This is a genomic window from Microvirga sp. RSM25, assembly GCF_044784385.1.
Lineage (GTDB): Bacteria > Pseudomonadota > Alphaproteobacteria > Rhizobiales > Beijerinckiaceae > Microvirga > Microvirga tunisiensis.
The window spans coordinates 3,635,856-3,648,058 of record NZ_CP173039.1; the positions used below are offsets into that span (position 1 = coordinate 3,635,856).

Below are 12,203 nucleotides of genomic sequence, written 5' to 3' on the forward strand. Positions count from 1 at the left end.
CCGGTTATCACCCGGACAATCACGAGACCCGCGCAGACGAGGCTGCCGAGAAGTGGCAGGATCAGCGGGATCTCGAAACGCCCGCGCGGCTCCCTCCCTGTTCTTCAGCAGCACCGGCGCGCCGTTCAGAAACGCGAAGACGAGGAGCAGCGGGAGCACGGTCGCCTGTCCGATCAGGCCGTAGACACCGGAACCCAGCATGCTGCCGAGCCCCTAGAGGGCCATCTGGAACGGGCCGATGCCCCTGTGAAGCTCGGGACGGCTGCCGTCTCCGAGATCGTGCGGAGCATCTGAGAGTGCCGGGGTTCCTGCCATCGCCGCCTCTAAAGCCTGAATGGATCACGGAACGATAGAGCGCGGAGACAAGACTACCAATCCACCCCATTCACAACATGCGTCTGTCACATGCCCCGATCCCAGCCCGGCACGTTGCAATGCGAAATCATACTGGTATGGAGGGGCGTGGATCACGGCGATACCCTTGCGAAATTCCCGCGGATGACCCTGCCGTAATGTGCTTCGAGCGCATTCTTGGGTGTTGAGCCCATTCCCATTCCTTTCGCCTAATGGCCGCTCCTGTCGTACAGCGATGCCTGTTCTTGCGGCACCACTAGCCCCGTTGGGGCTCACGAGAATTTCCAACATGACTCATCTCTCCCGCCTCAAGGCCGAGTGGTTTCCCAACGTTCGTGCCGATCTCCTCGCCGGCACCGTCGTCGCCCTGGCTCTGATCCCCGAGGCCATCGCCTTCTCGATCATCGCTGGCGTCGACCCGCAGGTCGGCCTCTATGCCTCCTTCTGCATCGCGGTCATCACGGCGATCGCAGGCGGGCGGCCGGGCATGATCTCGGCCGCGACAGGTGCCATGGCGCTGGTCATGGGGACGCTCGTGAAGGACCACGGGCTGCAATATCTGCTTGCGGCCACGCTTCTGACCGGCGTGTTCCAGATCCTTGCCGGCGCCCTGCGCCTCGGCGATCTGATGCGCTTCGTCTCGCGTTCCGTGGTGACTGGCTTCGTGAATGCCCTCGCGATTCTGATCTTCATGGCGCAGCTGCCGGAATTCACCGGCCAGGGCCCGCTCATGTACGGCATGGTCGCCGTGGGCCTGGCCATCATCTACCTGCTGCCCCTGGTCACGAAGGCGGTGCCCTCCGCCCTCGTCACCATCGTCCTGCTCACGGCGGTTTCGATCTACTTCGGCTTCGACCTACGGACCGTCGGCGACATGGGCCGGCTGCCGAGCGACCTGCCGGCCTTGGCCCTGCCCGACGTCCCGCTGAACCTTGAAACGCTCAAGATCATCCTGCCTTACTCGCTCACGCTCGCCATGGTGGGCCTGCTCGAATCCCTCATGACGGCCGCCATCGTGGACGAGATGACGGATACGGACAGCTCCAAGAACCGGGAATGCACGGGCCAGGGCCTCGCGAACATCGTGGCGGGCCTGTTCGGCGGGATGGCCGGCTGCGCCATGATCGGCCAGTCGGTGATCAACGTCTCTTCCGGCGGCCGCGGACGGCTCTCGACGCTCTGGGCCGGGGCCTTCCTGCTCTTCCTCATCCTCGTGCTCGACGAATGGGTGCGCCAGATCCCCATGGCGGCGCTCGTCGCCGTCATGATCATGGTCTCGATCAACACCTTCCAGTGGGGCTCGATCCTGGCCATGCGCCTGCACCCGAAGAGTTCCAGCATCGTCATGCTGGCCACCGTGGCAGTCGTCGTCCTCACCCACGATCTCGCCAAGGGCGTGCTGGTGGGCGTGATCCTGAGCGGCATCTTCTTCGCCCGCAAGGTCGCCAAGTTCTTCCGCGTTACGTCCACCCGCGAGGGCGACGTGCGGACATACCGGGTCGACGGGGAAATCTTCTTCGCGACGGCGGAGGCCTTCCACAGCGCCTTCGACTTCCGTGAGGAGGATTTGAAGCGGGTCGTCATCGATGTCGGCAGCTCCCATTTCTGGGACATCACCGGCATCAACGCCCTCGACCGGGTTGTGCTGAAGTTGCGCCACCACGATATCCCCGTGGAGATCGTGGGCCTCAACGAGGCCAGCGCAAGCCTGGTCGAGAAGCTGGGCACCCACAACAAGGAGGGGGTCGGGCTGGCCTCGGGCCATTAAAGGCCACGCGACACCGCCTTCCCTTGGCATAAGGGGGCCGGGCTGCTATTGCCCGGCCAACAGGGTTTCACACCCGCCAGAGTTTACTGATGACCGCTCGCACCTTCGACAACATCCGCAACTTCTCCATCGTGGCCCATATCGACCACGGTAAGTCGACGCTCGCCGACCGCCTGATCCAGACCACGGGGGCGCTCTCGGCCCGCGAGATGACGGAGCAGGTGCTCGACAACATGGATATCGAGCGCGAGCGCGGCATCACCATCAAGGCGCAGACCGTACGCCTGGAATACAAGGCGCAGGACGGCAAGACCTACATCCTGAACCTCATGGACACTCCCGGCCACGTGGACTTCGCCTACGAGGTCTCGCGCTCGCTCGCCGCCTGCGAGGGCTCGCTGCTGGTGGTCGACGCCTCCCAGGGCGTGGAGGCGCAGACGCTGGCCAATGTCTACCAGGCCATCGATGCCAACCACGAGATCGTCCCGGTCCTCAACAAGATCGACCTGCCTGCCGCAGATCCGGATCGGATCAAGGAGCAGATCGAGGAGGTGATCGGCATCGACGCCTCGGATGCGGTGCCGATCTCGGCCAAGACAGGCCTGAACATCGAGGGCGTGCTGGAAGCCATCGTCAAGAAGCTGCCGCCGCCGAAGGGCGATCCGGATGCACCGCTCAAAGCGCTGCTGGTCGATTCCTGGTACGACGCCTATCTCGGCGTGGTCGTGCTCGTGCGCATCATCGACGGGTCGATGAAGAAGGGCTCCACCATCAAGATGATGGGGACAAACGCCTCCTACAGTCTCGACCGGGTCGGCGTGTTCTCGCCGAAGATGCAAGAAATGGCCCAACTCGGCCCCGGCGAGGTCGGCTTCTTCACCGCCTCGATCAAGGAAGTGGCCGATACCCGTGTCGGCGATACCATCACCGACGAGCGCAAGCCCACGACGGACGCGCTTCCAGGCTTCAAGCCCGTGCAGCCGGTGGTGTTCTGCGGCCTCTTTCCCGTCGACGCCGCCGAGTTCGAGAACCTGCGTGCCGCCATGGGCAAGCTGCGCCTGAACGACGCCAGCTTCTCCTACGAGATGGAGACCTCCGCGGCGCTCGGCTTCGGCTTCCGCTGCGGCTTCCTCGGCCTGCTGCATCTCGAGATCATCCAGGAGCGACTGGAGCGCGAGTTCAATCTCGACCTCATCTCCACCGCGCCGAGCGTGGTCTATCATCTGAAGCTGCGCGACGGATCGACCATCGAGCTGCACAACCCGGCCGACATGCCGGATGTGATGAAGATCGAGACCATCGAGGAGCCGTGGATCCGCGCCACCATCCTCACGCCCGACGATTATCTCGGCTCGGTGCTGAAGCTCTGCCAGGAGCGGCGCGGCGTCCAGATCGACCTGAACTATGTCGGCAAGCGCGCCATGGTGGTCTACGACCTGCCCCTCAACGAGGTGGTGTTCGATTTCTACGATCGTCTGAAGTCGATCTCGAAGGGCTATGCTTCCTTCGACTACCACATTTCCGACTACCGCGAGGGCGACCTCGTGAAGATGTCGGTGCTGGTCAACGGCGAGCCGGTGGATGCGCTCTCCATGCTGGTGCACCGCGACCGCGCCGAAGGCCGCGGCCGCGCCATGTGCGAGAAGCTCAAGGAGCTGATCCCGCCTCACATGTTCCAGATTCCGGTTCAGGCGGCCATCGGCGGCAAGATCATCGCCCGTGAGACCATCCGGGCGCTGCGCAAGGACGTGACCGCCAAGTGCTACGGCGGCGATGCCTCGCGCAAGCGCAAGCTGCTCGACAAGCAGAAGGAAGGCAAGAAGCGGATGCGCCAGTTCGGCAAGGTCGACATCCCGCAGGAGGCCTTCATCGCCGCGCTGAAGATGGATTCTTAAAAGGAAAAGCCATCGAAGCTTTCGCTGCCATGCGTGACAGGCCCGGCTCGGTCATGAGCCGAGCCATTCTTTTTGTCGGTTGCGCTGCAGCAAAAAGCGCTGGAACCTGCCCTCCCTCCCAGAGTTCAATCCAGGCACGGGGCTTGGTCTCGCACATGTCATAAGCTGAAGGAACGGGGTCTTCGGACGCCGGGCTTCGGCACGTCCATGCCGGGAAGGCCGAGCCTCTCACAAACCGCACATTCGAGCCACAGGATCTCGCTTCACAGGAGAGCCCATGTCTTCGCCCCTGCGGGCTACGCTGCCGACCCTCTTTGCGCTTCTTCTCGGCTACGCCCTCATGCAGGTCGGCAATACCTTGCAAGGAACGCTGCTCAGCGTGCGCGGCAGCATCGAGCAGTTCACGCCGACGGAGATCGGAGCCGTGGGCTCCGCCTTCTGGGGCGGCATCGTGATCGGCTCCCTTTATGCCGGGCGGGTGATCCAGCAGGTGGGCCACACCCGCGCTTTCGCGGCGCTGGCAGCCGTCGCGGCATCGACAGCGCTGTTTCATCTTCTCGTGATCAGTCCGACCGTGTGGATCGCCGCGCGGGCCCTGACCGGCTTCTGCTTTGCCGGCCTCTTCATCGTGGTCGAAAGCTGGCTCAACGCATCGGTCACCGCGCAGACGCGCGGGCAGGTTCTCAGCGTCTATGGGATGACCGGCCTGATCGCAGGGATCGGCGGGCAGATGCTTCTGCCGGCAGGCGATCCCTACGGCTATCGGCTGTTCTGCTTCGTCGCCATCCTCATTTCGCTCGCTCTCGTTCCGACGGCCCTGTCGCGGGCCACGGCACCGGCTCATGCGGTCAGCGACACCAAGATCAACCTGATGAAGCTCTATCGCCAATCACCCTTCGGGGTCGTGGCAGCCGTTCTCTGCGGCGTCACCACCAGCTCGTTCTTCGCGCTCGGACCCATCTGGGCGCAGGAGCGCGGTTTGAACACGGCGGAGATCGCGATCTTCATGGCCTGCGGCACGCTCGGCGGCTTTGCCACCACCTATCCTCTCGGCTGGCTCTCGGACCGCATGGACCGGCGCCATGTGATCATCGGCGCCTCGGGAATGGCGGCTGCGATCCTGCTCGCACTCATCCATTTCGTGTCGCCTTCGGTACCGGTCTGGCTGATCTTCCTCTATGTCGCCATCTTCGGTGGCAGCGTGATCCCCACCTACAGCATCGTCACCGCGCATGTGAACGACATGGTGAAACCGGGCGAGTTCGTGGCAGCAGCGGGCGGCCTCCTGATCCTGCAGGGCGTCGGCGCCTCCATCGGACCCATCATTGCCGGCATGGCCATGACGGAGTTTGGACGATTGGGCCTTCTCTATGTCGTCATCATCGCCCAGGCTCTCATGGCGATCTGGGGCGCTTATCGCAGCCTGCAGCGCGCTGCGCCTCCGACGGAAGAAAAGGAGAGTTTCAGCATCGAACCTGCCGTTCCCGTCGGAACGCAGCTGGAGGCGTCATAGCGCCTCCAGCTGAAGCCGGAAGCCTACACCAGCAGCGACTGCCCGCCATCGATCCAGACGGGCGTGCCGGTGATGTGACGTGCGCGGTCGGAGGCGAGGAAGAGTACGAGTTCGGCGACCTCCTCACTTGTGCCGGGCTCCTGGCCGGTGAGCGGGATCGAACCGGCCGGATATTCGGCCGGAACCTCCGCCTCCTGCGTATCGCGCTTCTCGGTGTTGTCGGAAATCTCGGTGTCGATCTTGCCGGGGCAGACCACGTTCACGCGGATCTTGTGCTTGGCGAGTTCGACTGCCAGCATCTGCGCCATCGCCACCTGGGCCGCCTTGGTGGCGGAATAGGCCGTCGCGCCGGCGCTCGTGAAGGTGCGCGATCCATTGATCGATGCCGTGATGACGATGGAGCCCCCGGCCTTCTTCAGATGCGGCACGGCATGATGGAGCGTGAGATAGGTGCCGCGCAGATTGGTGTTGATCGTGCGATCCCATTCCTGCGGCTGCAGCTCGTCGATGGGCGCCCAGACACCGTTGATGCCTGCATTGGCGAAGACGATGTCGAGCCGGCCATGGGCCTGCACCAGATCGGCCACCGCCTTGCGCATCTGGCCTTCATCCGCCACATCGGCCACGAGCGCGATGGCCGTGCCGCCTGCCCGCTCGATCTCCTCGGCGACCTTTCGGATCTCGTCCGCCGTGTGGCTGAGCACACCGACCGCGGCGCCCTCACGCGCGAAGCGCAGGGCCGTCGCCTTGCCGATGCCCGATCCTGCGCCTGTCACGAGCGCGACCTTGCCTTGAAGCTCCATGATGCTGCCTTTCCTCCAACCAGGATTGTCCAGTCCCTGAACCGGAGGACGGGCAGCTTGTTCCCTTGAGCCCTATGCCAGACCGACGCGGCGCCCGGAGGCATCGACGACCGGCTCGCCATCTTCCTTTACGAATTCGCCCTGCTGCGGCGGCAGGATGTCGAGCACGGTCTCTGACGGGCGGCAGAGCCTGACACCCAGAGGCGTGACCACGATAGGCCGATTGATCAGGATCGGATGCACGATCATCGCATCAAGGAGTTGGTCGTCGCTCAAGGAACGGTCGCCGAGCCCGAGTTCCGCATAGGGCGTTCCCTTTTCGCGGATCGCATCGCGGACGCTCACGCCCATGCGTTCGATCAGCTGGCGCAGGAGCAGGCGCGTCGGCGGGGTCTTCACATACTCGATGATGTGCGGCTCGATCCCGGCATTGCGGATCAGCCCCAGGGTATTGCGGGAGGTCCCGCATTGCGGGTTGTGGTAGATGATCACGTCCATGGCTTATCCTGACAATCGCATGAAGTGGCAGCGATGGATGCCATCGCATGTCGGGAATGACTAGGGGCTAATGCCTGTTGCAGGAGTTCAGCTCCGGCAGGCCGGCCGGCCCTGAACCTTCAGTCGCGCCAGCAGGTGCTGTGCAAAACCATTGTAGGCTTCCTGCGTATCGACGCCGGAGAGGGATAGTTCGAGCACCCATTCGCTCGAGAGCGGCACGATCAGAGTCTCGACCGTCATGGCATGCGAGGCTGATGGCAGACTGGCATCGATCCAGGTCGCGGACCAGCGGGTCGCTCCGGCGTCGGAAGACAGGGACACCGATTGCGCGGGTCGTCCGAGAAGCTGCTCGTAGTCCTGTTGCAGAACTGCAGCGTCCCGGGTCGCGAGATCGGACTGCGGCATGTCGCGCAGTTCCTGGGCCGAGCGAAGACCGACCGTGAGATCCGCGTTCGTGACAATCGCTTTCAGACCCGCTTCCGTGAGGCGCCACTCGTCCGGCAGTGTGAAGGAGAAGCAGAGATCCGGCGCGACCTTGCCGGAGACCCGGGTCTGGTGAGTGAGAGAATCGAAATGCGCCTTGATCGGCTCGTTCCCACCGGTGCTGTCGAGCGGATCGTTCGCGGCCTGCGCCACGGAAGCAATGGCAAGCCCTGCCAGAAGGGCAAGCCTGCCAGACCATGCTTCCCACCGTCCTACGCTGCGCACCGGACCCTCCAGGGAGAACGAACCTTCCCATTGATAGCAACGCGCGCGAACCGCACCGGTTGCCTCGAAACTGCAACACTCTTGAGTTGCACGAGCCCGGCCCTACGTCGCACAGGAACGAAACGACCCTGGAGAGACTTCATGCAGGCTTTCATACGCGCCTCCTTTCTGGCGGCGATCCTGCTCGCAGCAGGCCAGGCAGCGGCTGCAACCTGCCGCGATCCGGCAGGTTTCGAGAAATGGCTCGATGACATCGGGCAGGAAGCGGTGGCGCAGGGCATTTCGCCCGAAGCCGTAAAGCAGGGTTTGTCCGGCGTCACCTTCGACCAAGGCATCATCCGCAAAGATCGTGGCCAGGGCGTGTTCAAGCAGAGCTTCGAGCAATTCGCGGGACGCATGGTCTCTCCCGCGCGCCTGAGAGGCGGCGCCACGATGCTGAAGCGGCATGCGGCCACTCTCTCGCGGATCGAGCAGCGCTTCGGCGTGCCCGCCCCGGTCCTCGTCGCCATTTGGGGACTCGAGACGGATTTCGGCGCGGTGAAAGGCAATCATCCGGTGATCCGCTCGGTCGCAACGCTAGCCTATGACTGCCGCCGCTCGGACTTCTTCAAGGCCCATTTCTTCGATGCGCTGCGCATCGTCGACAGTGGCGACCTGACCCCCGCCGAGATGCGCGGAGCCTGGGCGGGCGAGATGGGACAGACCCAGTTCATGCCATCGAACTATGTCAGATACGCCATCGATTTCGATGGTGACGGCCGCGCCGATCTTCTGCACAGTCCGGCCGACGTGTTGGCCTCGACGGCCAATTATCTTCAGGGTCATGGCTGGGTCAGAGGTGGCGACTGGGAGCCCGGCTCGCCTAATTTCGAGGCCATCCGGGCCTGGAACAAGTCGCAGGTCTATTCGCGCACGATCGCCTACTACGCCTCGAAGCTCGCCGGCGACGAGACATCGGCATCGATGAGCCAGTAGCCGTTCAGGAAAAAGGCGGGCCGAAACCCGCCTTTCCATTGCTCATCCGCGAGCGCGAGCGCGTATCATGAAGGTATCGTAGGCGTATTCGGCCACCTGGAACCAGAGATATTCCTCGCCGCGGAACGCCCTGTAGCTGTCGTAGATCTTCTTGAAATCCGCGTTCTTGGCCGAGGTCTCGTCATAGACCTCGTTGGCGGCCTTGTAGGCCGCTTCCATGATCTCTTGCGAGAAGGGGCGTAGCTGCGCGCCGTTGCCGATCAGACTGCGCAGGGCGGCCGGATTCTTGGCATCGTACTTGGCCTGCGTGTCCACGTTCACATAACCCGCGGCAGCCTGGACGGCAGCCTGGTAGTTCTTGGGCAGCTCGTTCCATTTCTGCAGGTTGATGTAGAAGTGGATCGCAGGACCGCCCTCCCAGAAGCCAGGATAATAGTAGTAAGGCGCGACCTTGTTGAGACCGAGCTTCTCGTCGTCGTAAGGCGCCACCCACTCGGCGGCGTCGATGGTGCCGCGCTCCAGCGACGGGTAGAGATCGCCGCCGGCGATCTGCTGCGGCACGACGCCGAGCTTGCCCATGATCTGCCCGGCGAGGCCCGCGATGCGCATCTTCAGGCCCTGCAGGTCCTGAACGGTCTTGATCTCCTTGCGGAACCAGCCGCCCATCTGCACGCCGGTATTGCCCGCGGGCAGAGCGTACACGTTGTGCTTGGCATAGAACTCGTTCAGCAGGGCATTGCCGTTGCCCTGATAAAGCCAGGCGTTCATCTGACGGGAATTGAGGCCGAAAGGCAGCGTTGTGCCGATGGCGAATGTCGGGTCCTTGCCCACGTAATAATAGGAGCAGGTATGACCCATCTCGACCGTTCCGCCGCCGATGGCATCGAGCGCCTGAGGCGCACCGACGATCTCGCCGGGCGCGAAGGTCTGGATGATGAACTTGCCGTCGGTGGCTTCCGCGACGAGCTTGGCGAAGGTCTCGCCGCCGCCGAACAGGGTGTCGAGGGATTTCGGGAAGGCCGAGGTCAGGCGCCAGCGGATCTCAGGGTTCGACTGGGCGATGGCCGGCTTGGCAACGGCTCCGGCGGCTGCGCCGATTGTAGCGGCCTGGAGGAATGCACGACGTTTCATGGGCGTCCCTTTCGTTCGTTTACGTTTCAAGGCGCACATGAGACAGAAAGTTTCAACGCGACGCACTCAAACGAATAGTTGAGACGCCCCTATAGCGGGCTGGACGGAAGAAGGGAGGTCTTCCGAAGCAGGGACTTCATGCATTCAATGCATGCGTGGGCCGGCCCCTAGACAAAGCTCGGAGCCGGTTTCCCGATTGGCGCAAAATGAACGGAGCAGATCCGTCAGAAGATCAGCTCGCCCGCTCCCCAGGCGAGGAGGATCAGGAGAATGAAGGCGAGGAGGAACAGGCCGAACAGGACCTTGGCGATGGTCTTGGCGCCGGAGGCGACGCCTGTGAAGCCCAGCGCTCCCGCCACCAGGGAAACCACCAGGAAGATCAGAGCCCATTTGAGCATGTCTGTACCCTTGTCGCTTACTGTCTAGCTACAGACATAAGCCCTCACGCTTGATCCGGTTCCGGGCCACCTGCGCTCAGATCACGACGGTGACCGTTTCGGCGGCCCGCGTCAGGGCGGTATAGAGCCAGCGGCTGCGATGCTCGCGGAAGGCATAGGACTCGTCGAAGAGCACGAGATCGTCCCATTGCGAGCCCTGAGCCTTGTGCACGGTGAGCGCATAGCCATAGGTGAACTCGTCCGACTCCTTACGCAGGACGAACGGCACCTCCTCCTCCGTCCCCTCGAAGAAGGCCTTGTGCACGGCGACCTCCACCGACCGGCGGCGGCCATCGTCGTCGGGCAGCACATCCATGCGGATGAAGTCGTTGCGGATGCCGCGCAGGGCCTGGATGCTCCAGGTGCCGCCGTTGAGCAGGCCCTTGGTCTTGTCGTTGCGCAGGCAGACGAGCTTCTCGCCGGCCGCCGGCATGGGGTCGCGGTAGCCGTTCAATTCGCGCAGGCGCGTGTTGTAGAGACGCCTGGTCTTGTTGAGGCCGACCAGCACCTGATCGGCCGCCATGACGGCGTTCGCGTCGATCTCACGGCGGCGGATGATGCGGCTCTCGCCATAGGTGCCCGGCTCCAGCCGCCCGCCTTCGCGAACCTGCATCGAGAGATGAATGATGGGATTGTCCTTGGCCTGCCGATGCACTTCCGTGAGCATCACGTCGGGCTCGCCTTCCGTGAAGAAGCCGCCGCCCTTCACCGGCGGCAATTGCGCCGGATCGCCGAGCACGAGAACGGGCTGCCCAAAGGACAGGAGATCGCGCCCGAGTTCCTCGTCCACCATGGAGCATTCGTCGATGATGATGAGGTCGGCCTTGGAGGCCGGGCTCTGGCGGTTGAGCACGAATTGTGGACCGTTCTCATCCGACTCCCGCGAGCGGTAGATCATCGAGTGAATCGTCGAGGCCTCGGTGCAGCCCTTGGTGCGCAGCACGAGCGCGGCCTTGCCGGTATAGGCGCCGAAGGCCACCTCGCCATCCACGTTCTCGGCGATGTGCTTGGCGAGCGTCGTCTTGCCCGTGCCGGCATAGCCGAAGAGACGGAACACCGGACGGTCGCCGCGGCGGAGCCAATCGGCGACGGCTCTGAGGGCAGCATCCTGTTGCGGCGACCAGGTCATGCGGATTTCGCCTCGCGATGCAGGGAATAGAGAAGACCCATGATGATGATGCCGCTGCCGAGGAAGACATATGGATCGAGCGGCTCACCATAGAACTGCCAGCCCACGAAGGCGATCAGCGGGATGCGCATGAAGTCCAACGGCACGACCATGGTGGCGTCGCCCCGGCGGTAGGCGTTGGTCAGGCAGTAATGCGAGAGCAGACCTCCGACGCTGATGCCGACGAGGGCCAGGACATGGGACGGCTGGACGTCGAGCCAGAAGGCGCGGCTCACGCCCGCGAGGTTCATGGGAAGCTGCAGCAGGTTCATGAAGAACAGGATCGAGAAGGTGCTCTCCGTCATCGTCAATCGCTTGGTCATGATGGCCACGAGAGCAAAGCTGAATGCAACGCCAAGCATGAGGAAACTGGCCGGCTGCAAGGTTTCCAACCCCGGACGCAGGATCACGAGAATGCCGATGAAACCGAGCACGATGGCGACGAGACGTCCTCTCGTCATCCGCTCCTTGAGCAACGGGATTGCCAGCAAGGCGACCCAGGCTGGCGTGGTGAACTCGATCGCGAAGACGGTTGCGAGCGGCAGGAGCGTGAGTCCGAAAGCCCATCCATCCGTGCCGAGAAAATGAAGGACATTGCGCGCGAGGTGCAGCGGGAAGCGGCGCGGCTTCAATCCGGACCGAAGCTCCGGCTTGAGGAGCGCGAGCACGAGCAGGATCAGGACGCCGGCCGCGTTGCGAACGGCCAGCATCTCGAAGATCGAGAAGGTGGACGCAAGCGCGCGCACCGCAATGGCCGTTGCGGAGAAGGAGAAGAGCGCGCCGCTCATCCAGAGGACGACGGCAAGGATGCTGCGATGGGGCACGGTGGTTCAACCGATATGAGGGTCTTCTCGCTTAACCTGCCTCCGCCACCGCGTGAAGCCTCCATCGTCATGCCACCTGCAGCGACGAAGACGCACACGGCGAATGAGCCCGAGATCGAGTCTCGGACA

Annotated in this window: 11 protein-coding genes; 4 read left to right on the forward strand and 7 right to left on the reverse strand. The window is 63.5% G+C overall.

Annotated elements, in window-relative coordinates:
- Window positions 1-643 precede the first annotated feature (643 nt).
- The 3 genes from ACD578_RS17365 to ACD578_RS17375 all read left to right on the forward strand — a co-directional run bounded on the left by ACD578_RS17365 (window position 644) and on the right by ACD578_RS17375 (window position 5,530).
- Window positions 644-2,122 carry a SulP family inorganic anion transporter gene (locus ACD578_RS17365; RefSeq protein WP_404286943.1) on the forward strand — a complete coding sequence of 493 codons (1,479 nt, stop codon included), beginning with the start codon at window positions 644-646 and terminating at the stop codon, window positions 2,120-2,122.
- Window positions 2,123-2,211: 89 nt separating this feature from the next.
- Window positions 2,212-4,017: a translation elongation factor 4 gene (gene lepA / locus ACD578_RS17370; RefSeq protein ID WP_152711025.1), complete on the forward strand. Its 1,806-nt coding sequence runs from the start codon at window positions 2,212-2,214 to the stop codon at window positions 4,015-4,017.
- 277 nt (window positions 4,018-4,294) lie between these two features.
- A complete protein-coding gene (locus tag ACD578_RS17375) occupies window positions 4,295-5,530 on the forward strand; it encodes an MFS transporter (protein ID WP_404286946.1) in 1,236 nt (411 codons plus the stop codon).
- 23 nt (window positions 5,531-5,553) lie between these two features.
- Here the strand turns inward: ACD578_RS17375 and ACD578_RS17380 are convergent, their stop codons facing one another.
- From ACD578_RS17380 to ACD578_RS17390, 3 genes are all read right to left on the reverse strand, one after another.
- On the reverse strand, window positions 5,554-6,333 hold the full coding sequence (locus tag ACD578_RS17380; protein WP_404286948.1) for an SDR family oxidoreductase: 780 nt from the start codon (window positions 6,331-6,333) through the stop codon (window positions 5,554-5,556).
- Window positions 6,334-6,405: 72 nt separating this feature from the next.
- Window positions 6,406-6,831: an arsenate reductase (glutaredoxin) gene (gene arsC, locus ACD578_RS17385; RefSeq protein WP_404286950.1), complete on the reverse strand. Its 426-nt coding sequence runs from the start codon at window positions 6,829-6,831 to the stop codon at window positions 6,406-6,408.
- Between the two features lie 87 nt (window positions 6,832-6,918).
- Window positions 6,919-7,539, reverse strand: coding sequence for a hypothetical protein (locus ACD578_RS17390; RefSeq protein ID WP_404286952.1), 621 nt, complete (start codon window positions 7,537-7,539; stop codon window positions 6,919-6,921).
- Between the two features lie 141 nt (window positions 7,540-7,680).
- On the opposite strand from ACD578_RS17390, the gene ACD578_RS17395 reads away from it, so the two are divergent.
- Complete coding sequence (locus ACD578_RS17395) at window positions 7,681-8,514, forward strand: lytic transglycosylase domain-containing protein (protein WP_404286954.1); 834 nt, start codon at window positions 7,681-7,683, stop codon at window positions 8,512-8,514.
- Between the two features lie 42 nt (window positions 8,515-8,556).
- Here ACD578_RS17395 and ACD578_RS17400 read toward each other — a convergent pair whose 3' ends face one another.
- From ACD578_RS17400 to ACD578_RS17415, 4 genes are all read right to left on the reverse strand, one after another.
- Window positions 8,557-9,645 (reverse strand): TRAP transporter substrate-binding protein, encoded by a 1,089-nt coding sequence (locus ACD578_RS17400; RefSeq protein ID WP_404286956.1) that lies wholly within the window; start codon window positions 9,643-9,645, stop codon window positions 8,557-8,559.
- A 224-nt stretch (window positions 9,646-9,869) separates the two neighbouring features.
- Window positions 9,870-10,043 (reverse strand): DUF1328 domain-containing protein, encoded by a 174-nt coding sequence (locus ACD578_RS17405; protein ID WP_152715814.1) that lies wholly within the window; start codon window positions 10,041-10,043, stop codon window positions 9,870-9,872.
- Between the two features lie 76 nt (window positions 10,044-10,119).
- Window positions 10,120-11,211, reverse strand: a complete 1,092-nt coding sequence (locus ACD578_RS17410) for an ATP-dependent RecD-like DNA helicase (RefSeq protein WP_404286959.1) — start codon at window positions 11,209-11,211, stop codon at window positions 10,120-10,122.
- Window positions 11,208-12,074, reverse strand: coding sequence for a DMT family transporter (locus tag ACD578_RS17415; protein ID WP_404286961.1), 867 nt, complete (start codon window positions 12,072-12,074; stop codon window positions 11,208-11,210). The genes ACD578_RS17410 and ACD578_RS17415 overlap by 4 nt, the downstream gene beginning before the upstream one ends.
- Between the last annotated feature and the right edge of the window lie 129 nt (window positions 12,075-12,203).